Here is a 24,167-nt window from a genome sequence, read left to right as displayed (position 1 = left end):
GACACCGGCTACGGCGCGTCAGCTGGCACCCTAGACGACGTGTCAGCGACCGGTCCGTTTCACGTCGGCGAACGTGTTCAGCTCACCGACGCCAAGGGGCGTCACTACACCATCACCCTCACTCCGGGCGCGGAGTTCCATACCCATCGTGGCCGGATCGCGCACGACGTGATCATCGGCCTGGAGCAAGGCAGCGTGGTCAAGTCCAGCAATGGCGCGCAGTTTCTGGTGCTGCGCCCGTTGCTGGTCGACTATGTGATGTCGATGCCCCGCGGGCCCCAGGTGATCTACCCCAAGGACGCCGCGCAGATCGTGCACGAGGGCGACATCTTTCCCGGTGCCCGGGTGCTCGAGGCGGGCGCCGGATCCGGGGCACTCACCCTGTCACTACTGCGAGCGGTCGGGCCGCAGGGGCAGGTGATCTCCTATGAGCAGCGCGCCGATCATGCCGAGCATGCTCGTCGCAACGTGACCAACTTCTACGGCGAGGCGCCCGACAACTGGCAATTGATCATCAGCGATATCGCCGACTCGGAGCTGCCCGACGGCTCGATCGACCGGGTAGTGCTGGACATGTTGGCGCCGTGGGAGGTGCTCGACTCGGTCTCCAGGCTGGTGGTCGCCGGTGGCGTGTTGATGATCTACGTGGCCACGGTGACCCAGCTGTCCAAGGTTGTCGAGGCCGTGCGGACCCAGCAGTGCTGGACAGAGCCGAGATCGTGGGAGACCCTGCAGCGGGGCTGGAACGTTGTCGGGCTGGCCGTACGGCCGCAGCATTCCATGCGCGGACACACCGCGTTTCTGGTCGCCGCACGCCGGCTGGCGCCGGGTGCGGTAGCCCCCGCGCCACTGGGGCGCAAACGCGAGGGGCGCGATGGCTAGCCGGGAACAGGCCTAACCGAGCCAGTCCTCGCTGCGGTGCAGGACGCGGTGCGCCGACAACAGTTCGAACTCGGGGTGCGCGGCTACCAGGCGTTCGGCCGCGTCGAGGACATCAACGGCATGGCTGCGCTCACTGGACACCACGGCGACCCCAATTCCGGCCCGTCGGTGCAGCTCGAGTGATCCGGTCTCGGCGGCCGACACGGCGAACTTGCGCCTGAGCTCCGCGACAACCGGGCGGACCACCGACCGCTTTTGTTTGAGTGATCGCACGTCGCCCAGCAACACATCGAACTCCAGCCAGCCGATCCACATCCGCAGACTCAGCCGGGAGGACTCGAAGACGGGGCGACAGACCCAGTCGCTGGTGGGCTTTCTTCGGGGGCCGGCTCGACCGGGGCAGGTTCTGGGTTGGGGGCAGTGCCAGGACTAGATGTCTGGGATGTCCGGGAATTGCCGAGAGCCAACAGCATCTCCGAGGTTCGCTGGGATAGCTGCCACCCGCCGTGGATCGGCGTGAACTCCATCGGGAACGTGAACTCGCGATTCTCCGGTTGGGCGGTGGTGACGACGACGGTTGCCACCACATCGGACGGATTGGTCGCCGACCATGCGAGGTCGTTGGCAGCGAAGTTCATCGGCAGGTACCCGCCATCTCGGGCGGCGGTGGTGAACCGGTCCAGGGCCGCAGCGGTGTCCGGGGTTGAACCCTCAACCAGGTCCAGTTTCTTGTCTCCCGGAATGTTCGGATCGGCGAGCCGGGACAACACATCGACTAGGGCTTCGGGGGGTGGCAGCGGAGCGGATGGTGGGACCGGCAGGGCACTGGGTGCGGCCGGTGGCGGTGGTGCCACGGTCGACGTCGAGTTCTCGGCGTTGTCCGGTGACGGTGAACACCCCGCGACCCCCAACGTCGCCACGGCGGTGATGGCGGTGATGGCGGTGACGGCCAAGCGGCGGTTTCGGTGCATCCAGCGGCGGGGTCGGCTATCGGCGTTTCAGGGAAGTTCGCGAAGACGACACTCGCGAAGATGGAGTGCAAATCACACCCTCGGGCGCGGCGCCCATCGGCATCAGGACCGCAGCGGCTGTGGCTAGGGATTTCACGTCGCGGCGCTCCTTTCTGTCGGCCCAAGTGGTAGCCGAGATTACCAGTGGACTTCAACTTGTAACTTTTCAACGGCATTTGGTTCCGCACATGAAGCCGCGATCGCCGGTAGCGTTGGGGTATCCGCTGCACCATTCCTGGTGTGGGAAAGGAGCGCAACATGGCTGATTCAGAGCGTTCTGAAGCATTCGGGACACCCGATGACACCCCCTTGTCCAGCAATGATGCTGCCGAATTAGAACAGCTGCGGCGTGAAGCCGCGGTGCTGCGTGAGCAACTCGAGAGCGCGGTTGGGCCGCAAGGCACGGCGCGGTCTGCCCGCGATGTGCATCAGCTCGAAGCCCGCATCGACTCGCTCGCCGCCCGCAACTCCAAATTAATGGAAACTCTTAAAGAAGCCCGACAGCAGTTGCTGGCGCTGCGCGAAGAGGTCGACCGGTTGGGGCAACCGCCCAGCGGTTATGGCGTTCTGCTGTCGACGCACGACGACGACACGGTCGACGTGTTCACCTCCGGCCGCAAGATGCGCCTGACCTGCTCGCCCAACATCGAAGTTTCGTCGCTGCGGAAGGGCCAGACGGTTCGGCTCAATGAGGCCCTGACCGTCGTAGAGGCCGGCACGTTCGAATCGGTCGGCGAGATCTCCACCTTGCGGGAGGTGCTCGCTGATGGCCATCGGGCACTGGTCGTCGGCCACGCGGACGAGGAACGCATCGTCTGGTTGGCTGAGCCGCTGGTTGCCGAGGACCTGCCGGATGGTTTTCCCGACGCGCTCAACGACGACACGAAGCCGCGCAAGCTGCGTCCGGGTGACTCGCTTCTCGTCGACACCAAGGCTGGCTACGCCTTTGAGCGCATCCCCAAGGCCGAGGTCGAGGATCTGGTGCTCGAAGAGGTGCCCGATGTCAGCTACGAGGACATCGGTGGCCTGACACGCCAGATCGAACAGATTCGTGACGCGGTCGAGCTGCCGTTCCTGCACAAGGAGCTGTACCGGGAGTACGCGCTGCGCCCGCCGAAAGGCGTGCTGCTCTACGGCCCGCCTGGTTGCGGCAAGACACTGATCGCCAAGGCCGTGGCCAACTCGTTGGCCAAGAAGATGGCCGAGGTCCGCGGTGATGACTCTCGCGAGGCGAAGTCGTACTTCCTCAACATCAAAGGCCCCGAGCTGCTGAACAAGTTCGTCGGTGAAACCGAGCGTCACATCCGGCTGATCTTCCAGCGGGCCAGGGAGAAGGCCTCCGAGGGCACACCGGTGATCGTGTTCTTCGACGAGATGGACTCGATCTTCCGTACTCGCGGCACCGGGGTTTCCTCCGATGTCGAGACCACGGTGGTTCCGCAGCTACTCAGCGAGATCGACGGGGTGGAGGGACTCGAGAACGTCATCGTCATCGGTGCTTCCAACCGCGAGGACATGATCGATCCGGCCATTCTGCGGCCAGGGCGACTGGACGTGAAGATCAAGATCGAGCGGCCCGACGCCGAAGCGGCACAGGACATCTACTCGAAGTACCTCACCGAGACGCTGCCGGTGCATGCCGACGACCTTGCCGAGTTCGAGGGCGACCGCCCGGCATGCATCAAGGCGATGATCGAAAAGGTCGTCGATCGGATGTACGCCGAGATCGACGACAACCGGTTCCTGGAGGTCACCTACGCCAACGGTGACAAGGAAGTCATGTACTTCAAGGACTTCAACTCCGGGGCGATGATCCAGAACGTTGTCGACCGAGCCAAGAAGAATGCGATCAAGTCGGTGCTCGAGACCGGCCAGCCAGGCCTGCGTATTCAGCACCTGCTCGACTCGATCGTCGACGAGTTCGCCGAGAACGAGGACCTGCCCAACACCACCAACCCCGATGACTGGGCACGGATCTCGGGTAAGAAGGGCGAGCGGATCGTCTACATCCGCACCCTGGTGACCGGCAAGTCGTCGAGCGCCAGCCGCGCGATCGACACCGAGTCCAACCTCGGCCAGTACCTGTAAGGGGGGGCTACCCGTAAGAGGCTCAGTCGACCTCGAGCGAGTAGCTGTTGGACAGGTCGTCCTGCGTCACGTGCGCGGGGCGGTCGGTGGTGTCCACCCGCATTATCTCGGCCAGCACGCGCGGCTCATAGGACCATCCTTCTGGTAGGTCCAGTCGTGTGGCCAGGCCGGGTAGGTCGGCGCGGGCAAGGTTGGGGTCCACCACCTGGCTCCAGGTCTGCATTACCCAGCGTTGTCCACCCGGGTCGATGAGTTCGTAGATCTCTTCGCCGGCGTTGAAGACAAACACCGTGTGACGGTTCACCCGATTGACGGTGTAGGGGGCGGGGCTCATCGACGACATCTGCACGGTTGCCTGCTTGAGCATTTCGATTCCGCCGAATGTCTTGGTCTCCGGCAGCCCCTGGGGCTCCTTCTCGATGCTGTTCATCAGCCAGTAGCGGGGCCCGTTGAGCAGGGCTGCGGCCACCCCGTTTTCGGCGGCCAGGGCTTGCGCGTCCAGGGCGGACCACAGTTCAGCGGGGCAATCGTTGAGCGGAAAGCTGTTGTAGACGGTGGCTTGTGGACCGGATTCACCGATTTCGACGAGAAGCACCTCGCCGTAGCGTTTCCCGGATAAGTCTTCTACCTGCTCGGGTACGGACACCAGCGTGAAGTTAATCACCGCCGGGACTGGCGTCAACATCGGTGCCATCGTTGTTGGCGCGGTAGCGGCTGCGTGCGATCAAGGTGATGTGCAGGTTCTCGATGAGCGGGTCGACGAATGTCGCACGGTATTCGGCGTCACCAACTGCGCGGGCGCTGATGTACATGAACGTCAACGCGCCAATGAACAGACAGAGATGGACCAACGAATCCGGCACCGGCACGGTCAGGCCCAGCACGGTCGCATTGCTGGACACGTTGTGGCTCCATTCCTGGAGCAGGGCTGGGCTGAGCACGATCAGCCCGAGGATCACGTAGATGGTGGCGGTCAGCATCGCCACCACCATGATCTGCACCAACTGGTGGGCGGTGAGCACGAAGACCACATTGGCCCGCTCGGCTCGGGTCAGTGGCAGGCTGGTCGGCGGATCCGGCATCGCCGCAAACGGGGTGTCGGCCAGTTCCTGGCAGTTCTTGGGCTGCACGGTCGGTGCCTGCAGCATGGGTTTGATCCGCTCCGCGGTGGTGGAGATGACGAATACGCTCGCGATGCCGACCAGAAATGCGATGGCCACGGCCAGCCGCTCCGCGCTGATTGTGGAGGCCATCAGCCAGATGTTGCTGTTGAAGAAGACCAACGTGGTCAGCAGAACGATCGGCAAGGCCCGAACCGCCAGGGCGCCGATCGTCGCCAGGTGCGACAGCGTCATTCGGACCGACCATCCGGTGACCGATCCGACACCGCTACCGGTGAGCAACAGCACCATCACCGCGGCCAGGGCCGCGTCCGGCAGATGAGACACCGAGGTTTCAACGATCAGGACGATTGCCACCAGGCTGACCGCCACGGTCGCCGCCACCGAACGCTTCCGGCTGTCGGACAGTCGCGACACCAGCCAGCCGACCAACGTGATCAAGACCGGTGCGATCGCGACCAGGGTCACCAGCACCCACTCGCGGGGGGTCGGTTGCCCATCGATGACGACCTCGTCGCCGTGGGTGATCAGCAGAATCGGGAGCGTCCAGCAGTGCAGTGTCGCGTACGCGGCCAGTACCGGGGCAGACCGTGACCACAGCCGCCGCCAGCGGGCCCGCCGGGTCAGCACCGCGGGCAAGCCCCGTTCCAGAAACCAGCTTTCCGCCGCGGCACTCGACGGGTCTCGGCGTGCCGGAGCGCGGTGCGGGGAAGGGTTCATGCCGGCTCAACCCTAGCGGCGGCCAACCGTTGCTGCTGTGCTAGTTCAACGTGCTGATGATGTGCTTTTCGGTTTCATTCCCGTCGATCGTGCCGTCACTGCGTTTGTGCTTGTAATCAAAGACGGTGGACTGCGCGACCACTACTACCTGCCCGGGGTGCAGACCGGCGATGTTGAACGGTTTGTTGGCCAGCGGTCCCGTGATCTCGTCGCCGTTCCACGTAACTACGTCCACCCACATGTACTCCCGGGTGCCGTCCGGGCCCTCAAAAGGAGCCTTGACTTGCATAAACTCGCCGGGCGGCAGCCCTTCGTTGAACGCGGCGCGCAGCGCGGGCAGCTTTGCTCGCGCGGATCGGCTGGCGGCTGCCAATGCGTCGTTGTGCGTAGCGGGAACGATCGAAGCTCCGGAGTCGAACGCGGCGCAGAGAATCGCGTGCCGACGGGCCGGAGCGTCCTGGCCCGGCCCTCGGTCGAAGGTGATCTCGAGTAGCCGGTTCACCGGGTCGCCGTCGTGGTGCTCGCCCATTCTCACCGTGAGCGGCGCGGCCCCGGTCGCGTTGGGCCTCAAACGCCGGTAATCCAGATCGAATTCTCCGGGACGTTCGACAACGGGCCGATCAGCGATCGCCTGGCAGAACGCGCTCACGAGCTGTCCGACGTTGCTGCATACCGACCGCGGCACCTGGTTTACCACTACGTCGGGCAGCCCAAACTTCGCCATTCCCAGCGTGACGACTCGCATCTGGCCATTGATCTCGTAGGCGTGAATGATCGTATGGTCGTCAACATCTGGGGTTGGTCTGGTCCATCGATCGACCCTGATTTCCTGCCAGGCGGCCGGCGTGAATATCTGTCTAGTTTCGGCATCCCAAATCAGGCCGCCGGTGGCGGCCGCGAGGCTACCCGTTAGCTGCTGTGCGGCACGAAGACAATCCCGAGCCTGCTCAATCGGGCAGCTGAAGTTGAGGATGAACGCGGCCTGGGTGGACTGTAGAGCGATGGCCAGCTGCGGGCCGACTCCGTAGTTGAAGAGTTCAACAAATTCCGGATCCGGCGGGGGATAGTCGTTACGCGGATCGATATTGACGAAGGCACATACCGTCGGCTCCGTCTCGTCACCGCTGATGGACTCCACCTGGTGAAATCCGGCGGATGTGTTCGCCAGCAGTTCATCCAAGGTGTCGAAGGGGTCTGCGGCAGGCATGGGCAGGTAATAGATGGCGAATGTGAAGGCAATCCCACCGTCGAGCAGCGGCCCGGCCGGAATCAGGTCGGTGACGTCCTGTCCTTGCTGAAAAGGGTTCGGGCTCACCGTTGGCCGCCTGGGGTAGCCGCGCCGGCGGTGCGCGGAGAAGTTGGCAAACTCATCGGAAATAGCAACGGCTGCAAGACTTTTAACGTCAACGTAGATTCTCCGAGGGACTCGATGCGACGGTCAGCCGAGACCGTATCAACCCCGCGCGGCCCGCACCACTAGGCGTGCGGGCAACTTGTATCACGAATTGCGGAGGTTGCTGTCAAAGCGCGGCTTGCCGGCCCGGGGACGCCCACCTCGCCCGCGGCACGGGCCGCCGAGATGGTCTGGGTCGGCGGGCCTAGGCTCTAGGCATGCAACGGATTATCGGAACGGAGGTCGAGTACGGCATCTCGTCGCCGTCGGACCCGACCGCCAACCCGATCCTCACTTCGACGCAGGCGGTGCTGGCCTATGCCGCGGCCGCCGGCATCCAGCGCGCCAAACGGACCCGGTGGGATTACGAGGTGGAATCACCGCTGCGCGACGCTCGGGGTTTCGACCTGAGCCGCTCCGCGGGTCCACCGCCGGTGGTGGATGCTGACGAGGTCGGCGCGGCAAACATGATCCTGACCAACGGGGCGCGGCTGTACGTCGACCACGCACACCCCGAGTACTCGGCGCCCGAATGCACCGATCCGCTCGACGCGGTGATCTGGGACAAAGCCGGTGAGCGGGTGATGGAGGCCGCGGCCCGCCATGTCGCCAGCGTCCCCGGTGCCGCGAAGCTGCAGCTGTACAAGAACAACGTCGACGGCAAGGGCGCGTCCTACGGATCGCACGAGAACTACCTGATGAGCCGGCAGACCCCGTTTTCGGCCATCATTGCCGGTCTGACGACCTTTCTGGCGTCTCGACAGGTGGTCACGGGCTCCGGCCGGGTCGGCATCGGGCCCTCCGGTGATGAGCCGGGCTTCCAGCTGTCCCAGCGATCCGACTACATCGAGGTCGAGGTTGGCTTGGAGACCACGCTCAAGCGCGGCATCATCAACACCCGCGACGAACCGCACGCTGACGCCGACAGGTACCGCCGGCTGCACGTCATCATCGGCGACGCCAACCTGTCTGAGACGTCGACCTACCTGAAGCTCGGCACCACTGCGCTGGTGCTCGATCTGATCGAGGATGGTCCGGCGCACGGCATCGACTTGACCGACTTGGCGCTGGCCCGCCCGGTACACGCGGTGCACGCCATCAGCCGTGATCCCTCGCTGCGGACGGCAGTGGCGCTTCTCGACGGCCGTGAACTGACCGCTCTTGCATTACAACGGATTTACCTCGAACGGGTGGCGAAACTGGTCGATAGTCGCGACCCTGATCCCCGGGCTTCCCACGTCGTGGAAACCTGGGCGGGCGTGCTCGACCAGCTCGAGCGCGACCCGATGGATTGTGCCGAGATTTTGGACTGGCCGGCCAAACTGCGATTGCTCGAAGGTTTTCGTCAGCGGGAGAACTTGAACTGGTCGGCACCCCGCCTACACCTGGTCGATCTGCAGTACTCCGACGTCCGGCTGGACAAGGGGCTCTACAACCGCCTGGTGGCGCGCGGATCGATGAAGCGCTTGGTCAGCGAACACCAGGTGCTCGAGGCCGTGGAGAACCCGCCCACCGACACTCGCGCGTACTTCCGCGGTGAATGCTTGCGCCGGTTTGGTGCCGATATTGCCGCGGCGAGCTGGGATTCGGTGATCTTCGATCTGGGTGGGGATTCGCTGGTGCGTATCCCTACGCTGGAACCGCTGCGCGGGAGCAAGGCGCATGTCGGAGCGCTGCTGGATTCGGTGGACAGCGCCGTCGAGCTGGTGGAACAACTCACCAGGTGAGGGCTCTCGATGCGGCAGTCACGTGATGCGAGATGCTGACGGCATAGCCCGACATATAGGGCTTCAACCCGGAAAGGTCGGGGCTGGCCGGTACTGTTAGGGAAAGGGTCGGCGGGGGCGTGTGTCACGTCCCCCGCGGCATCTAATCGGCCATGACGAAGCAGGAGGCGGCGATGGCTCAGGAACAGACCAAACGTGGCGGTGGTGGCGGCGATGACGAAGACGTCACCGGCACCACGGCCGCGGGCCAGGAGCGCCGCGAGAAGTTAGCTCAAGACACCGACGATCTGCTTGACGAGATCGACGACGTGCTCGAGGAGAATGCCGAGGACTTCGTTCGTGCGTACGTCCAAAAGGGCGGCCAGTGACCTGGCCGTTGCCTGATCGCCTGTCCATAAATTCGGCCGTTTCCGGATCAGCTGTAGACATATCATCTTTCGCTGATTTCCTCCGCCGCCAGGCGCCGGAATTATTGCCTGCGAGCGTCAAGAGCGGTGTGGGTGCCGTCGGTGACCAGTTGCCGCACGCCACCACCATCGTCGCCTTGAAGTACCCCGGTGGTGTCCTGATCGCCGGGGACCGGCGCTCGACGCAGGGCAACATGATCGCCGGGCGCGATGTGCGCAAGGTGTACATCACCGACGACTACACCGCCACCGGCATCGCCGGCACGGCCGCGATCGCCGTTGAGTTCGCGCGTCTTTACGCCGTGGAACTCGAACACTACGAAAAGCTCGAGGGCGTGCCGCTGACGTTCGCCGGCAAGGTCAACCGGCTGGCCATCATGGTGCGTGGCAACCTGGCTGCCGCGATGCAGGGATTAGTGGCCCTGCCGCTGCTGGCAAGCTATGACATCCACGCGTCCGACCCGAGGTCCGCTGGTCGCATCGTCTCGTTCGACGCGGCCGGCGGCTGGAACATCGAGGAAGAGGGCTATCAAGCGGTGGGTTCGGGTTCGATCTTTGCCAAGTCGTCGATCAAGAAGTTGTACGCGCAAGTCACCGACGCCGATTCCGCGCTGCGGGTGGCCGTCGAGGCGCTCTATGACGCCGCCGACGACGATTCGGCCACCGGTGGACCGGACCTGGTCCGCGGGATTTACCCGACTGCGGTCACCATTGACGTCGATGGAGCGGTTGACGTCGCCGAGCGCCGTATCGCCGAACTGGCCCGAGAGGTCATCGGAAGTCGTTCACGCGCTGATACTTTCGGCCCCGACGGCGGTGAGAAGTGAGTTTCCCGTACTTCATCTCGCCTGAACAGGCGATGCGCGAGCGCAGCGAGCTCGCGCGAAAGGGTATTGCGCGCGGCAAGAGCGTGGTGGCGCTGGCCTTCGCCGGCGGTGTGCTGTTCGTTGCGGAGAATCCGTCGCGATCGCTGCAGAAGATCAGCGAACTCTACGACCGGGTGGGTTTTGCGGCCGCCGGCAAGTTCAACGAATTCGACAACTTGCGCCGGGGCGGGATTCAGTTCGCCGATACCCGCGGTTACGCCTACGACCGTCGCGACGTCACAGGACGCCAGCTGGCCAACGTGTATGCACAGACGCTGGGCACCATCTTCACCGAGCAGGCCAAGCCCTACGAGGTCGAACTGTGTGTCGCTGAGGTGGCGCACTACGGGGAAACGAGGGCCCCCGAGCTCTACCGGATCACCTACGACGGATCGATCGCCGACGAGCCGCATTTTGTGGTGATGGGCGGCACCACCGAGCCGATCACCACGGCGCTCAAAAACACCTTTACCGAAAACGCCGATTTGCCGGACGCGCTGGGTATCGCGGTGGAGGCGCTACGCGCCGGTAGCGCCGAGAATTCCAGCAATGACCAGCCCGTACTCGGGGTATCCAGCCTTGAAGCCGCCATCCTGGATGTCAACAGGCCGCGGCGTGCGTTTCGCCGGCTGACTCGCTCGACCCTCGAAACACTGCTGCAGGAGCGGGATTCCAAGGAATCTGCCGAGTCAGACGAGCCCAAAGAGTCCGAAGACGACAAGAAAACGGACAAAAAATCCGACGCCGATTCGGCTGATTAGCGCCCCGCCGGTGCGGCTGCGCACCGCTGCGGTGCGACAACCAGTACCCTCGATTACGTGCAGCGACGAATCATGGGCATCGAGACAGAGTTCGGTGTCACCTGCACCTTCCACGGTCATCGCCGGCTGAGCCCTGACGAGGTCGCCCGGTACCTGTTTCGGAGGGTGGTGTCCTGGGGGCGCAGCTCCAACGTATTCCTGCGCAACGGCGCGCGTCTCTACCTCGACGTGGGCAGCCATCCGGAATACGCCACCGCCGAATGCGACAGCCTGGTGCAGCTGGTTACCCACGACCGGGCCGGTGAATGGGTGCTCGAAGACCTGCTGGTCGACGCCGAGCAGCGGTTGGCCGACGAGGGCATCGGCGGCGACATCTACCTGTTCAAGAACAACACCGACTCGGCCGGCAACTCCTACGGTTGCCACGAGAACTACCTGATCGTGCGGGCCGGCGAGTTTTCCCGGATCTCCGACGTGTTGCTGCCGTTCCTGGTCACTCGTCAGCTGATCTGTGGGGCAGGAAAGGTGTTGCAGACCCCCAAGGCCGCAACATTTTGTCTGTCCCAACGCGCCGAACATATCTGGGAGGGCGTCTCGAGCGCGACCACCCGCTCACGTCCGATCATCAACACCCGCGACGAGCCGCACGCCGACGCGGAGAAGTACCGGCGTCTGCACGTGATCGTCGGCGACTCCAACATGTGCGAGACGACCACCATGCTCAAGGTGGGCACCGCGTCGCTGGTGCTGGAGATGATCGAAGCGGGAGTGCCGTTCCGCGACTTCTCGCTGGACAACCCCATCCGTGCGATCCGTGAAGTCAGCCACGACGTCACCGGTCGGCGTCCGGTTCGGCTGGCCGGCGGGCGTCAGGCCAGTGCGCTCGACATTCAGCGGGAGTACTACTCCCGCGCCGTCGAGCATCTGCAAACCCGGGAGCCCAACGCACAGGTCGAGCAGGTCGTTGATCTGTGGGGCCGCCAGCTTGACGCCGTCGAAAGCCAGGATTTCGCGAAGGTCGACACCGAGATCGACTGGGTGATCAAGCGCAAGCTGTTCCAGCGCTACCAGGACCGCTACAATATGGAGCTGTCGGACCCCAAGATCGCCCAGCTTGATCTGGCCTACCACGACATCAAGCGCGGGCGCGGCGTCTTCGATCTGCTACAGCGCAAGGGCCTGGCGACACGCGTCACCACCGACGAGGAAATCGCCGACGCCGTCGACAACCCACCACAAACCACCCGCGCCAGGCTGCGCGGTGAGTTCATCAGCGCCGCACAGGCGGCTGGTCGTGATTTCACCGTCGACTGGGTGCACCTCAAGCTCAATGACCAGGCGCAGCGCACGGTGCTCTGCAAGGACCCATTCCGGGCGGTCGACGAGCGGGTCAAGCGGCTGATCGCGAGCATGTAACCGCACCCGCGCGCGGGTGATCGGTGAAGCTGGGCAAATCTAGGTTGGTGTAAATGGCGACTTCCAAAGTCGAGCGGATGGTGAATCTGGTCATCGCTTTGCTGTCCACTCGTGGCTACATCACCGCGGAGAAGGTCAGGTCTAGCGTGGCGGGCTATTCGGACAGCCCGACCGCTGAGGCGTTTTCGCGGATGTTCGAGCGCGACAAGAACGAGCTGCGTGACCTGGGTATCCCGCTCGAGGTTGGCAGGGTATCGAGCACCGATCCCACCGAGGGCTACCGGATCAACCGCGACGCGTACGCGCTGCCGCCGGTCGAGTTGACTCCCGATGAAACGGCGGCTGTCGCGGTGGCCACCCAACTGTGGGAGTCCCCTGAGCTGATCACAGCCACCCAGGGCGCGCTGCTCAAGCTGCGGGCCGCCGGGGTCGACGTCGATCCCGACGCGCCGGTGGCCATTGCCTCGCCGGCCGGGGTGCCGGGTTTGCGCGGCTCCGAGGACGTCCTCGGAATTTTGTTGGCGGCCATTGACTCCGGTCAGGCGGTGCGGTTCCCGCACCGGGCGTCCCGCCACGAGCCCTATGTCACCCGCACCGTCGAGCCCTGGGGGGTAGTGACCGAGAAGGGGCGCTGGTATCTCGTGGGCCACGACCGCGACCGGGGAGCCACCCGCACCTTCCGGCTGTCGCGGATCGGCGCCGATGTCGCACCGGTCGGTGCGCCCGGGGAGGCAAAGGTGCCCGAGGACGTGGATCTGCGACAGATTGTCGCCCGGACCGTCGCTGAGTCACCGACCGGCATGCAGGCCACGGTATGGGTCGCCGACGGGCGTGCCACCGCACTGCGGCGTGCCGGACGGTCGATGGGGCCACGGCGACTGGCCGGCCGCGACGGCGAAGTCATAGAACTCGAAATCGGATCCAGCGATCGGCTGGCCCGCGACATCACCGGTCACGGTGCCGACGCCATCGTGCTCGAGCCGCCCGCGCTGCGCGAGGATGTGCTGGCCCGGCTGCGGGCGCTGGCCGGGGTCGAAGAGGCGCTTGCGTGAACCCCGCCGACGAGGATGCGCGGCGAAGCGATGAGAAGGAGCGGCGCTGATGAGTCCCGTATCCACTCGGCTGGTGCGGCTGCTCAACATGGTGCCGTACTTCCAAGCCAACCCGCGGATCACCCGCGTTGAGGCCGCCGCCGAGCTAGGCGTGTCGGCCAAACAGCTGGAGGAGGACCTCAACCAGCTGTGGATGTGTGGCCTGCCCGGCTATTTCCCTGGAGATCTGATCGATTTCGAGTTCTCCGGCGACACCATCGAGGTGACGTTCTCGGCCGGCATCGACCGTCCACTCAAACTCACCTCACCGGAGGCCACCGGCCTGCTCGTGGCGCTGCGGGCGCTGGCGGACATCCCAGGCGTGGTCGACCCGCAGGCCGCGCGCAGCGCGATCGCCAAGATCGCGGCGGCGGCCGGCGCGGCCGGGCATAGCAGCACCCTGTCGGCGGTCGACGAGCCCGCTCCGTTGGAGAGCCCCGCCGCTGCCGCGGTGCGCTCCGCCGTGCTCGACAAGCGCGCGTTGACCATCGACTACTACTCCGCATCGCACGACACGCTGACCACCCGGACCGTCGATCCCATCCGGGTGTTGTTGGTCGGCGGCCACAGCTATCTGGAGGCCTGGTCACGCGAGTCCGAAGGGGTCAGACTGTTTCGTTTCGACCGGATCGTGGACGCCGTCGAACTCGGTGAACCCGCGATGCCGCCGGAGCCCGCGGTGCAGGCGCCCCCCGACACGTCGCTGTTCGACGGCGACCCGGCACTGCCGTCGGCGACGCTGCGGGTGGCGCCCTCGGCGTCGTGGATGTTCGAGTACTACCCGATCCGGGAGCTGCGCCAGCTCGCCGATGGATCCTGCGAGGTAGCCATGACCTACGCCTCTGAGGATTGGATGACCCGTCTGATGCTGGGCTTCGGGTCGACGGTGCAAGTGCTGGAGCCCGAGTCGCTAGCGCAGCGTGTGCGGGCCGCCGCGGCGACTGCCCTAAACGCGTATCAGGCCGCCGAGCTGGCCTAAGGCCGAATTCAAGCCGTCGATGTGCGGCCCGTACCCGCGGCGCGCGGCACGGAGTGTTGTTTGCCTAGCCGGGCGAGCAGCCCCTACTGCGGTAGCATCGGGGGTTGACGTCTGGAGGTAATCAAAGTGGGCAGTCTTAGTCCGTGGCATTGGGCGATCCTCGCTGTGGTGGTGATCGTGCTGTTCGGTGCCAAGAAGCTTCCCGATGCGGCGCGCTCGCTGGGCAAGTCGATGCGAATCTTCAAGTCGGAGATGCGGGAAATGCAGAGCGAGACCAAACCGGAACCCTCTGCTATCGAGACCAACACGGCAAACCCCACGCCGGTGCAGTCGCAGCGGATCGACCCTGCAGCGGCCACAGGTCAGGATCAGACCGAGGCGCGGCCTGCCTAGGCCGGCAGCACCGTCGGGTTGCCTGAGCTTTACTGACCTACCGTGGTGAACGGTTTTCGGGCCTCAGCACGCGCCGGGGCTCTCTTCAAACGACTCAATCCTCGGATGCGGCGTAGCCGCGTCAATCCTGACGGCACGATGTCGCTGGTCGATCATCTGACCGAGCTGCGTACCCGGTTGCTGATCTCGTTGGCCGCGATCCTGCTCACGACGATTTTCGGGTACATCTGGTACTCACATCCGGTCTTCGGACTAGAAAGTCTGGGCGAATGGCTGCGTCAGCCTTACTGCTCGTTGCCGCAGTCGGCGCGAGCGGATATCAGCGCGGACGGGCAGTGCCGGTTGTTGGCCACCGCACCGTTCGACCAGTTCATGTTGCGGCTCAAGGTCGGGATGGCGGCCGGGATCGTGCTGGCGTGCCCGATCTGGTTCTACGAGCTGTGGGCGTTCATCACCCCTGGGCTCTACCAGAAGGAACGCCGGTTCGCGGTGGCGTTCGTCATCCCCGCGGCGCTGCTGTTTGTGGCCGGCGCCGTGCTGGCCTACCTGGTGCTCTCCAAAGCGTTGAGCTTCCTGCTCACCGTCGGCAGCGACGTGCAGGTGACGGCGCTGTCTGGCGACCGATATTTCGGCTTCTTGATCAATCTGCTGGTGGTGTTCGGGGTCAGCTTCGAATTCCCCCTGCTGATCGTCATGCTCAACATGGCTGGTCTGTTGACCTACCAGCGGCTCAAGTCCTGGCGGCGCGGTCTGATCTTTGCCATGTTCGTGTTCGCGGCGGTGTTCACGCCCGGATCGGATCCGTTCTCGATGACGGCACTGGGCGTGGCCCTGACGGTGCTGCTCGAGTTCGCCATTCAGATCGCCCGGCTGCACGACAAGCGCAAAGCCAAGCGCGAGGTGTTGCTTGCCGATGACGAAGCATCGTCAATCGAGGAGCCCGAGCCGATACCGACGCCGTCGGCCCCCGGCGGATCCCATGACGACATCACCTAGGCCACCTCGCCGCGAGCGTGCGTGTCGCGACAGCGACACGCCGCACTGGCCGTGCAACTGCGCACCCTCGCGCCCTCGGGCGGCCGCGTGACAGAGCTGGTCGAGCTAGCCCGGTTCACCGCCGACTTACCCTTCGCGCTCGATGACTTCCAACGGCGCGCCTGTGCTGCCCTGGAAGGTGGGCACGGCGTGCTGGTGTGCGCCCCGACGGGCGCGGGAAAGACGGTGGTCGGCGAATTCGCGGTGCACCTGGCGCTGGCTTCGGGCGGCAAGTGCTTTTACACCACGCCGCTCAAGGCGCTGAGCAACCAGAAACACACCGATCTGACGGCGCGCTACGGCCGCGACAAGATCGGGTTGTTGACCGGTGATCTGGCGGTCAACGCAAACGCGCCCGTGGTCGTGATGACCACCGAGGTGCTGCGCAACATGCTTTACGCGGATTCTCCCGCGCTACCGGGGCTGTCGTACGTGGTGATGGACGAGGTGCATTTTCTCGCCGACCGGATGAGGGGCCCGGTGTGGGAGGAGGTGATCCTGCATCTGCCCGACGAGGTGCGGGTGGTCAGTCTGTCCGCGACCGTGAGCAACGCCGAGGAGTTCGGCGGCTGGATCCAAGCCGTCCGGGGCGACACGACCGTGGTGGTCGACGAGCATCGGCCGGTACCGCTGTGGCAGCACGTCTTGGTGGGCAAGCGCCTGTTCGACCTGTTCGACTACCAGGCCGACAAACCGGCGGGTTCGAGTCGTCAGGCGCGCGTCAACCCGGACCTGTTGCGCCACATCGCGCATCGCCGCGAGGCGGATCGGATGTCGGACTGGGAGCCGCGTCGGTCTGGACGCGGCGGATACGGCAGAGGGGGCCGGCCGCGCTTTTACCGCCCGCCGCCCCGCCCGGACGTCATCGCGACCCTGGATTCGGCGGGTCTGTTGCCGGCGATCACCTTCGTGTTCTCCCGGGCTGGTTGTGATGCGGCGGTCCAGCAGTGCCTGCGTTCACCGCTGCGGCTGACCAGCGAGGAGGAACGCGCCCAAATCGCCGAGGTGATCGATCACCGGTGCGGCGATCTGGAGGACGACGACCTGGCGGTACTGGGCTACTACGAGTGGCGCGAGGGGCTGCTGCGCGGCCTGGCCGCCCACCATGCCGGGATGCTGCCGGCGTTTCGGCACACCGTTGAGGAACTGTTCACCGCCGGCTTGGTCAAAGCCGTTTTCGCCACCGAGACCTTGGCGCTGGGCATCAACATGCCCGCGCGCACCGTGGTGCTGGAACGGTTGGTGAAGTTCAACGGTGAGCAGCACGTCCCGCTGACGCCGGGGGAGTACACGCAGCTGACCGGGCGCGCCGGTCGTCGCGGTATCGATGTCGAGGGCCACGCCGTCGTGCTCTGGCATCCCACCGACGAAAACGCCGATCCGTCGGCGGTGGCCGGGCTGGCCTCGACCCGCACCTTCCCGCTGCGCAGTTCGTTTGCCCCGTCGTACAACATGACGATCAACCTGGTGCAGCACATGGGCCCGGAGCAGGCGCATCGGCTGTTGGAACAATCGTTCGCCCAGTACCAGGCCGACCGATCCGTGGTGGGCCTGGTCCGCGGCATTGAGCGGGGCAAGGAGATGCTCGACGAGCTGGCCGCCGAGCTCGGTGGGCCCGACGCGCCGATCCTGGACTATGCCCGGATGCGTGCGCGGGTGACCGAGATGGAGCGATCCCAGGCCCGTGCATCCCGGCTGCAGCGTCGGCAGGAGGCCAGCGAAGCGCTGGCCGCGCTGCGCAAGGGAGACATCATCACCATCACGCACGGACGCCGTGGCGGGCTGGCAGTGGTGCTGGAATCCGCCCGCGACAGCTCCGACCCGAGGCCGTTGGTGCTGACCGAAAACCGGTGGGCTGGGCGGATTTCGTCGGCCGACTACACCGGCGAGTCGCCGCCGGTCGGATCGATGACACTGCCCAAGCGTGTCGAACATCGCCAGCCGCGGGTCCGCCGCGATCTGGCCTCGGCACTGCGGTCGGCCGCCGCGGGTATGACGGCGCCGGCGGCCCGCCGCGAGAAGACGCGAGCGCCGCACGATCCCGATCTGGCGTCGCTCCGCGAAAAACTGCGCCGGCATCCCTGCCACAACGCGCCCGGAGTCGAAAGCCAGATCCGTCAAGCCGAGCGTTACCTGCGCATCGAACGGGACAACGCGCAGCTGGAGAACAAGGTCGCCGCCGCCACCAATTCGTTGGCTCGCACGTTCGACCGGATCGTCGGCCTGCTCACCGAGCGTGAGTACATCCACGGCCCAGCCGATGATCCTCGGGTCACCGATGATGGCCGCTTGTTGGCGCGGATCTACAGCGAGAGTGATCTGTTGGTGGCCGAGTGCTTGCGCACCGGCGCGTGGGCGGGGTTGAAGCCGCCGGAGCTGGCGGCGGTGGTGTCCTGCGTGCTCTACGAAACGCGCGGCAGTGACGGTGGCGGTGGCCGTCCCGGGGTCGAGGCGCCGACGCCGCGGTTGCGTCAGGCGCTCATCCAGACGTCGCGGCTGTCGGTGGCGCTGCGTGCCGACGAACAAGCGCACCGGATCGGCCAAAGCCGCGAACCCGACGATGGCTTTGTCAACGTCGTTTATCGCTGGGCGCGCACCGGGGACCTGTCGGCGGCATTGGCCGCCGCGGACATCGAGGGCCCCGGTTCTCCCTTGTCAGCGGGGGATTTCGTGCGCTGGTGCCGCCAGGTGCTCGACCTGCTTGACCAGGTGCGCAATGCCGCCCCGGACCCCGAAGTGCGGGCCGCCGCAAAGCGCGCGATCAATGACATCCGGCGCGGCGTCGTCGCAGTTGACGCCGGGTAGGCTGGGCCGCAGCTACGGTTAGATCCGGAAATGTGATCGCAGGACCACCAGAGGACACTTGGGGCCAGTTCGTGGCCAGGACAGACGAACGAACTGAGGAGAAACGATGAGCGGACCGCAGGGACCAGATCCTAGACAGTCGTGGCAACCACCCGGCCAGGGCGGTGACCATTCCTCAGACCCGACCATGGCTGCCGGATCGCCTTGGCAGCAGCCAGGCCAGGAAGGGTCGTGGCAACCGCCGTCGTATCCGGCCGCTGACTACCAGCAGTACCAGCAACCTGTCGAGCCGGCTTATCCGCAGCAGTACCCGGCCGCACCCGGCTATGGGCAGTCCGACTTCGGTTCCCAACCCACCCAGTTCGGGGCGCCTCCACAGTTCGGCCAGCCCGGCCAATATGGCCAGCCCGGTCAATATGGCCAGCCCGGCCAATATGGCCAGCCGGGCCAGCCGGGGCAGCCGGGGCAACCGGGGCAATACGGTCAGCCGGGCCAGTACCCGGGCCAATTCAGCCCGTACGACCAGCCGGGTCAGGGATCCAAGCGCTCGATGGCGCTCATCGGCGGGGTGGTCGGCGGAATTGCGCTGCTCTTCGTGGTCGTCATTCTGGTGCTCGGGTTCTGGGTGCCGGGATTCTTCGTGACTACCAAGCTCGACGTCAGCAAGGCCAATGCCGGTGTGCAGCAGGTTCTGACCGATGAGACCAATGGCTACGGCGCCAAGAACGTCAAAGACGTCAAGTGCAACGACGGCACCGACCCCACCGTCAAGAAGGGTGCCACCTTCGATTGCACCGTCAGCATCGACGGCGCATCCAAGCACGTGACCGTGACTTTCCAGGACAACAAGGGCACCTACGAGGTCGGCCGACCGCAATAGCGGTCGGAAGCGTCACGAAGGCAGCGCGTCCAGAGCCTTCTGTAGTCGCGCGATCGACGATCCGACGCCATATTCGGTAGCCAGCTCGGCGGTGCGCTGAGGGTCGGCGGCAACCAGCGGCAGCGCGTCGGTGGGCGTCGTGAAGGTGACCGGCGCATCGGTGGCCACCCGTACTACCGAGCGGGCCGCATCGATATAGGCCGAGGCCGCAAGCAGTTTCGTCCGCACACCCTTGGCCATCGTGGACTTGGGGTCGTGCGCGGCGGCCACGATCCGATCCAGCGAGCCGTGCTGGGCCAGCAAGGTGGCCGCGGTCTTTTCACCGACCCCGGGCACCCCGGGCAGGCCATCGGAGGGGTCGCCGCGCAGCAAGGCCAGCTCGGCATAGGCCGCCCCGGCCCGCTCCGCGGGCAACCCGTACCGTTCGGCGACCTCGGAGGGCCCGAACAGCGTGGCTTTGGACAGCCCGCGGCCCAGGTAGAGCACCCGAACCGGGACCGGGTCGTCGGCCACGACCTGCAGTAAGTCGCGGTCCCCGCTGACCACGACCACCGGGTCCTGCTGTTCCTGGGCTGCCAGCGTTCCCAGCACATCGTCGGCTTCAAAACCCGCTGCGCCCGCGGCCGGGATTCCGAAGGCGTCAAGCAGTTCCATGATCATGTCGACCTGCGGAGTCAGCTCGTCTGGCACTTCCTCGACGTCGGGCTGTCCGGCGGGCTCGGGCTCGGCGACCCGGTGCGCCTTGTAGGACGGGATGAGGTCCACCCGGAATTGCGGGCGCCAGTCCAGGTCCAGGCAGACCGCCAGCCGGCTGGGCCGATGCTGGGTGATCACCACCGCAATCGAGTCGATGAATCCGCGGACGGCGTTGACCGGCCGGCCATCCGGAGCGGTGATCGACGAAGGAACGCCGAAGTAGGAGCGGAACCACATGCTGGCTCCATCCAGCAACAGCAGGGGTGCAGGCATGCGGGCTATCCTGCCAGCGCCGGTGCGGGGGCGGTCACCCTGGCGACGATGTGGGCGCGCAGCGGGTGAGGATGAGCTGGGCAACCGCGCATCCGCCAGTCGCCGGGCATTAGCCTGGCTGGCATGGATTCTGGGCGATTCGACACCGCGGTGTACGCGCGACGTTTGGCCGCGGCGGCGGCCGCGACCGAGCAGGCCGGCCTGGCCGGTCTGGTCATCACTCCGGGCTATGACCTGCGCTATCTCATCGGCTCGCGCGCCGATACGTTCGAGCGGCTCACCGCGCTGGTGTTGCCCGCTTCTGGGGTGCCGACCATCGTCTTGCCGCGCTTGGAGCTCGCGTCGCTCAAGGAGTCGGCCGCATCGGATTTGGGCGTGTGCGTGCGCGATTGGGTCGACGGCGATGACCCGTACCAGCTGGTGGCCGAGGCGTTGGGGGGTGCGCCCGCAGCTATCGCGGTTACCGATTCGATGCCGGCCTTGCACTTGTTGCCGCTGGCCGATGCGCTGGGGGTGCTGCCGGTATTGGCTACCGATGTGCTGCGTCAGCTGCGGATGGTCAAGGAGGCGGCCGAGGTGGACGCGCTGGCCAAGGCCGGCGCCGCCATTGATCGGGTGCATGCCCGGGTACCGGAGTTTCTGGTGCCCGGCCGCACCGAGGCACAGGTTGCCGCCGACATTGCCGAAGCGATTGTCGCCGAGGGGCATTCGGAAGTGGCATTCGTCATCGTCGGATCCGGTCCACATGGCGCCGATCCGCACCACGGATATTCGGACCGAAAGTTGCAGGTCGGCGACATCGTCGTGGTCGATATCGGGGGGACATACGAGCCCGGATACTACTCGGACTCGACCCGAACCTACAGCATCGGCGACCCTAGTCCTGATGTGGCACAACAGTATTCGACCCTGCAGCGGGCTCAGCGTGCGGCCGTTGATGCGGTCCGTCCGGGGGTTACGGCGGCACAGGTCGACGCTGCCGCCCGTGGCGTGCTGGCCGACGCCGGATTGGCCGAATACTTTGTGCACCGCACCGGACACGGTATCGGGCTGTGTGTGCATGAGGAGCCCTATATCGTCGCCGGCAACGAGTTGCCGCTGGTCGCGGGCATGGCGTTCTCGGTCGAGCCGGGCATCTACTTTCCGGGCCGGTGGGGAGCCCGCATCGAGGACATCGTGGTGGTTACCGAAAACGGTGCGCTATCGGTCAACAATCGGCCGCACGAGCTGATGGTGGTGCCGGTGTCTTAGCGTCCAGATGTCGGCTGCGCCAAGTAGGTTGGCGGGGTGTCATTGGTGGATCTAGCGCTGCTTCCTTTTCGTATCGCGCGTAGCGTTGCCGAGGCCGTGGTGCCCGTGGGGCAACGTTCGCCGACACCCCCGGCCGAACTCATCGTGGTCGACGGGATGCCCGAGGGGGTGCCACCGGCCGCGCGACGGCCTGAGCCGACGCTTCCGGTACCGGCGGGATGGCCGTTCGGCGAGGAATTCCCGCGTACGTGTGGCGCCGCTCGCCTGGCCGGCGGGGCGCTGTTTTGGACCGACTTCATCTACGACGATCATGGCGCGACGGGTCTGCCGGTCGGCGATCTGAAGATCCAGGCGCCGCCGCGGGGCACTTACGTCTATCCCGATGGTCCAGCGGCCGGCAACGGCGCCGACATTTTTCGCGTGGCGATCGGGCTCACCGAGACGCACACCTGGTGGCGCGTCGACTGGAACACGCTGCAGGACGCCACCGTGCCAGTCGCGCTGTTCACCTTCGACACCGATCGCAGCCGTAGCGCGTCAGCGGACTGGCCGGCTGGGGCCGGTGTGCGCTCGGAGGGCATCGACATGGCGCTGCTGATCTCGGGGCGCAGCGCCCGGCTGATCGATCTGGTCACGCACGTGCAGACTCCCGTCGAACACAGCGTCGACCTGCCGGCACGGTCGTTTCTGGCGCGGGTGCCGCGGTCGGTGGTGGAGCCGTCGGGGACTTGGACGGTTCGGCTGGCCGCCGGATTGGCTAACGCGGCGGGGGACGGGTTCGCCGACGTGCCCGCCGAACGGGGTGCCCTGCCGGGCCAGCCCAACGTCTACAACGTGGCGTTTCGCACCCACGATCAGGAGCAGCCGCATCTGAACTTCTGGTCCGACGAGGCCCAAGCTGCCGCGCTGACCAGTGGTGACGTTTCGGAATTCGGGGTAGCCGTGGCGTGGGACCAGTTGGCAGGCCGCGAAACCGCACCCGAACCGGTGATCACCGGTCCCTCGACGCGCTGGTATGTGTCCTCGGTGGAGCTCGGGCAGGGTGTGGCTGCGGGAAACGTTCTGGACACCGATCCGCAGTTTCTGGGCCGGGTGCAGCCGTACTCGGTGTGCTTGCCCTCGACCTATGCTCCCGGCCGCGCGATGCCGCTTACCTTGCTGCTGCATTCGCTTGCGCTGGGGCAAAACCAGTTCGCTTCGATCGATCCGCGCCTGCTGCATGAGGTTTGCGAAACCCGAGGCTCGGTGGTGGTCACCCCGCTGGCGCGTGGTCCGTCCACTTGGTACTTCGGCGCCGGTGAACTCGACGTGTGGGAGGTCTGGGCGCGGGTGGCCGAGCAGTTGGGGACCGATCCCAACCGCACGGTGGTTTCTGGCTATTCGATGGGCGGCTACGGCGCTTACAAGCTGGGCTTGACCTATCCCGAGGTGTTTGCCCAGACAGTTGTGCTGGCCGGGCCGCCGACGTGTGGGGTGCGCTTGGTGCCCAACGTCGACATCCCGGCCGATTTCAACCTGGACTCGCCCTGCGCCCGGGAGGGCGATAGCTGGGAGCTACTGGGCAACGCGCGCTGGCTGCCGCTTTTGATGGCCCATGGCCTGCTCGACGAGCTGGTGCCGTTCCCGTCGGTGGCCGAGCAGGTGCTCGAGCTGGACCGCCTCGGCTACCGGCACCGATTTACCGTCTATCCGTTCGAAGACCACATCGCCTGGATCCTGCAGGACAAGTTCAACGATCCGATCGCGCACATGGGAACCGGCCTGCGCCAAGCGGATCCGGGGCACATCACGTTTGCGTGGTATCCGCAGTTGGTGCGGGCCGATTTGGGGATCGGGCCGCACCAGGTGTGGTGGTTGTCGGAGCTGACCGCCGACCCCGCGGTGACGGCGCGCCGCGGGGCCACCGCCGAGGTCGATGCCCGTTCCTATGCCCGACCGGACCCGATGCACAGCATTCGGCGCCATCGCGGTTTCGTTCCGCATTTCGATCCCACACCCGGGCTCTACACCGAGCTGGATTGGCAGGTGGGAGGGCCCGTGGACGAGCTGCCGTATCTCACCCTGCGGCTCACCGGGGTGGCCAGCCTGACCGTCGACGTCAAGCGCGCGGGGTTGGCCTCGCTGCCGTCATCGACGATTCAGGTGGCTACCGACACCGCCGCACAGATCACGCTTGGCGCGTTGCCCGCCGGGGTGGAGGTGAAGCTGGATGATCAGCCAGTAGGTACGACGGTGTCGGTTCCTGTTGGGCGGCATAGCATTACGTTGACGCGTAGCTGACGCGTCGCGGCTGGTGATGGGTCGGCTAGCCGCCGGCGCAGCGGGCCTTCATTTTGGCGTCCTTGGCGTTGACGTCATCGGCCACGCGTTGTC

At 65.7% G+C, this 24,167-nt stretch carries 21 protein-coding genes; 15 read left to right on the top strand and 6 right to left on the bottom strand.

Going from position 1 to position 24,167, the window contains the following annotated elements; translation table 11 throughout:
• Positions 1-39 precede the first annotated feature (39 nt).
• A complete protein-coding gene (gene trmI, locus CCUG20998_RS14955) occupies positions 40-882 on the top strand; it encodes a tRNA (adenine(58)-N(1))-methyltransferase TrmI (protein WP_036455946.1) in 843 nt (280 codons plus the stop codon).
• Positions 883-894: 12 nt separating this feature from the next.
• On the opposite strand, the gene CCUG20998_RS14950 is transcribed toward trmI, so the two are convergent.
• On the bottom strand, positions 895-1,197 hold the full coding sequence (locus CCUG20998_RS14950) for a DUF503 domain-containing protein (RefSeq protein ID WP_012394777.1): 303 nt from the start codon (positions 1,195-1,197) through the stop codon (positions 895-897).
• A gap of 8 nt (positions 1,198-1,205) precedes the next feature.
• On the bottom strand, positions 1,206-1,853 hold the full coding sequence (gene lppK, locus CCUG20998_RS14945) for a lipoprotein LppK (RefSeq protein ID WP_020729314.1): 648 nt from the start codon (positions 1,851-1,853) through the stop codon (positions 1,206-1,208).
• Between the two features lie 297 nt (positions 1,854-2,150).
• On the opposite strand from lppK, the gene arc reads away from it, so the two are divergent.
• A complete protein-coding gene (gene arc, locus CCUG20998_RS14940) occupies positions 2,151-3,980 on the top strand; it encodes a proteasome ATPase (protein WP_020729313.1) in 1,830 nt (609 codons plus the stop codon).
• 22 nt (positions 3,981-4,002) lie between these two features.
• Here arc and CCUG20998_RS14935 read toward each other — a convergent pair whose 3' ends face one another.
• From CCUG20998_RS14935 to CCUG20998_RS14925, 3 genes are read right to left on the bottom strand one after another with little or no spacing between them, the layout of a single operon-like run.
• Positions 4,003-4,626, bottom strand: a complete 624-nt coding sequence (locus CCUG20998_RS14935) for a hypothetical protein (protein WP_020729312.1) — start codon at positions 4,624-4,626, stop codon at positions 4,003-4,005.
• A gap of 10 nt (positions 4,627-4,636) precedes the next feature.
• Positions 4,637-5,821: an SH3 domain-containing protein gene (locus CCUG20998_RS14930; protein WP_181005709.1), complete on the bottom strand. Its 1,185-nt coding sequence runs from the start codon at positions 5,819-5,821 to the stop codon at positions 4,637-4,639.
• Positions 5,822-5,861: 40 nt separating this feature from the next.
• Positions 5,862-7,136, bottom strand: coding sequence for a DUF2314 domain-containing protein (locus tag CCUG20998_RS14925; RefSeq protein WP_020729310.1), 1,275 nt, complete (start codon positions 7,134-7,136; stop codon positions 5,862-5,864).
• A 296-nt stretch (positions 7,137-7,432) separates the two neighbouring features.
• Between CCUG20998_RS14925 and dop the strand changes: the two genes are divergently transcribed.
• The 11 genes from dop to CCUG20998_RS14870 all read left to right on the top strand — a co-directional run bounded on the left by dop (position 7,433) and on the right by CCUG20998_RS14870 (position 19,574).
• Positions 7,433-8,941 carry a pup deamidase/depupylase gene (gene dop / locus CCUG20998_RS14920; RefSeq protein ID WP_020729309.1) on the top strand — a complete coding sequence of 503 codons (1,509 nt, stop codon included), beginning with the start codon at positions 7,433-7,435 and terminating at the stop codon, positions 8,939-8,941.
• A 173-nt stretch (positions 8,942-9,114) separates the two neighbouring features.
• Positions 9,115-9,309 carry a ubiquitin-like protein Pup gene (locus tag CCUG20998_RS14915; RefSeq protein ID WP_012394770.1) on the top strand — a complete coding sequence of 65 codons (195 nt, stop codon included), beginning with the start codon at positions 9,115-9,117 and terminating at the stop codon, positions 9,307-9,309.
• On the top strand, positions 9,306-10,175 hold the full coding sequence (prcB, locus tag CCUG20998_RS14910) for a proteasome subunit beta (protein WP_036455720.1): 870 nt from the start codon (positions 9,306-9,308) through the stop codon (positions 10,173-10,175). The genes CCUG20998_RS14915 and prcB overlap by 4 nt, the downstream gene beginning before the upstream one ends.
• On the top strand, positions 10,172-10,975 hold the full coding sequence (gene prcA, locus CCUG20998_RS14905) for a proteasome subunit alpha (RefSeq protein WP_020729307.1): 804 nt from the start codon (positions 10,172-10,174) through the stop codon (positions 10,973-10,975). The genes prcB and prcA overlap by 4 nt, the downstream gene beginning before the upstream one ends.
• A 57-nt stretch (positions 10,976-11,032) precedes the next feature.
• Positions 11,033-12,391 (top strand): Pup--protein ligase, encoded by a 1,359-nt coding sequence (pafA, locus tag CCUG20998_RS14900; RefSeq protein WP_011740316.1) that lies wholly within the window; start codon positions 11,033-11,035, stop codon positions 12,389-12,391.
• A gap of 53 nt (positions 12,392-12,444) precedes the next feature.
• Positions 12,445-13,443, top strand: a complete 999-nt coding sequence (locus tag CCUG20998_RS14895; protein WP_020729306.1) for a helix-turn-helix transcriptional regulator — start codon at positions 12,445-12,447, stop codon at positions 13,441-13,443.
• Between the two features lie 49 nt (positions 13,444-13,492).
• A complete protein-coding gene (locus tag CCUG20998_RS14890; protein WP_020729305.1) occupies positions 13,493-14,461 on the top strand; it encodes a helix-turn-helix transcriptional regulator in 969 nt (322 codons plus the stop codon).
• 126 nt (positions 14,462-14,587) lie between these two features.
• Positions 14,588-14,854, top strand: a complete 267-nt coding sequence (gene tatA / locus CCUG20998_RS14885; RefSeq protein ID WP_036455719.1) for a Sec-independent protein translocase subunit TatA — start codon at positions 14,588-14,590, stop codon at positions 14,852-14,854.
• Between the two features lie 105 nt (positions 14,855-14,959).
• Positions 14,960-15,850, top strand: coding sequence for a twin-arginine translocase subunit TatC (tatC, locus tag CCUG20998_RS14880; RefSeq protein WP_085979824.1), 891 nt, complete (start codon positions 14,960-14,962; stop codon positions 15,848-15,850).
• A gap of 87 nt (positions 15,851-15,937) precedes the next feature.
• Positions 15,938-18,694, top strand: a complete 2,757-nt coding sequence (locus CCUG20998_RS14875) for a DEAD/DEAH box helicase (RefSeq protein WP_103654056.1) — start codon at positions 15,938-15,940, stop codon at positions 18,692-18,694.
• A gap of 106 nt (positions 18,695-18,800) precedes the next feature.
• Positions 18,801-19,574: a DUF4333 domain-containing protein gene (locus tag CCUG20998_RS14870; RefSeq protein WP_020729302.1), complete on the top strand. Its 774-nt coding sequence runs from the start codon at positions 18,801-18,803 to the stop codon at positions 19,572-19,574.
• A 12-nt stretch (positions 19,575-19,586) separates the two neighbouring features.
• Here CCUG20998_RS14870 and CCUG20998_RS14865 read toward each other — a convergent pair whose 3' ends face one another.
• Positions 19,587-20,543, bottom strand: coding sequence for a 5'-3' exonuclease (locus tag CCUG20998_RS14865; RefSeq protein ID WP_020729301.1), 957 nt, complete (start codon positions 20,541-20,543; stop codon positions 19,587-19,589).
• Positions 20,544-20,666: 123 nt separating this feature from the next.
• On the opposite strand from CCUG20998_RS14865, the gene CCUG20998_RS14860 reads away from it, so the two are divergent.
• On the top strand, positions 20,667-21,794 hold the full coding sequence (locus CCUG20998_RS14860; protein WP_020729300.1) for a M24 family metallopeptidase: 1,128 nt from the start codon (positions 20,667-20,669) through the stop codon (positions 21,792-21,794).
• 36 nt (positions 21,795-21,830) lie between these two features.
• Positions 21,831-24,074 (top strand): alpha/beta hydrolase-fold protein, encoded by a 2,244-nt coding sequence (locus CCUG20998_RS14855; RefSeq protein WP_036455718.1) that lies wholly within the window; start codon positions 21,831-21,833, stop codon positions 24,072-24,074.
• Positions 24,075-24,167 lie beyond the last annotated feature (93 nt).

The sequence above is a fragment of the Mycobacterium marinum genome, from assembly GCF_003391395.1.
Taxonomy (GTDB): Bacteria; Actinomycetota; Actinomycetes; order Mycobacteriales; family Mycobacteriaceae; genus Mycobacterium; species Mycobacterium marinum.
Note: the sequence above shows the minus strand (reverse complement) of the source record. Positions and strands in the feature narration are given on the sequence as shown.

Coding starts and splice junctions, on each gene's coding strand:
- CCUG20998_RS14950 (WP_012394777.1), bottom strand. CDS start 1,197: ATGTGGATCGGCTGGCTGGAGTTCGATGTGTTGCTGGGCGACGTGCGA.
- arc (WP_020729313.1), top strand. CDS start 2,151: ATGGCTGATTCAGAGCGTTCTGAAGCATTCGGGACACCCGATGACACC.
- CCUG20998_RS14895 (WP_020729306.1), top strand. CDS start 12,445: ATGGCGACTTCCAAAGTCGAGCGGATGGTGAATCTGGTCATCGCTTTG.
- CCUG20998_RS14890 (WP_020729305.1), top strand. CDS start 13,493: ATGAGTCCCGTATCCACTCGGCTGGTGCGGCTGCTCAACATGGTGCCG.
- CCUG20998_RS14930 (WP_181005709.1), bottom strand. CDS start 5,821: ATGAACCCTTCCCCGCACCGCGCTCCGGCACGCCGAGACCCGTCGAGT.
- tatC (WP_085979824.1), top strand. CDS start 14,960: ATGCGGCGTAGCCGCGTCAATCCTGACGGCACGATGTCGCTGGTCGAT.
- lppK (WP_020729314.1), bottom strand. CDS start 1,853: ATGCACCGAAACCGCCGCTTGGCCGTCACCGCCATCACCGCCATCACC.
- CCUG20998_RS14860 (WP_020729300.1), top strand. CDS start 20,667: ATGGATTCTGGGCGATTCGACACCGCGGTGTACGCGCGACGTTTGGCC.
- CCUG20998_RS14870 (WP_020729302.1), top strand. CDS start 18,801: ATGAGCGGACCGCAGGGACCAGATCCTAGACAGTCGTGGCAACCACCC.
- CCUG20998_RS14915 (WP_012394770.1), top strand. CDS start 9,115: ATGGCTCAGGAACAGACCAAACGTGGCGGTGGTGGCGGCGATGACGAA.
- CCUG20998_RS14865 (WP_020729301.1), bottom strand. CDS start 20,543: ATGCCTGCACCCCTGCTGTTGCTGGATGGAGCCAGCATGTGGTTCCGC.
- dop (WP_020729309.1), top strand. CDS start 7,433: ATGCAACGGATTATCGGAACGGAGGTCGAGTACGGCATCTCGTCGCCG.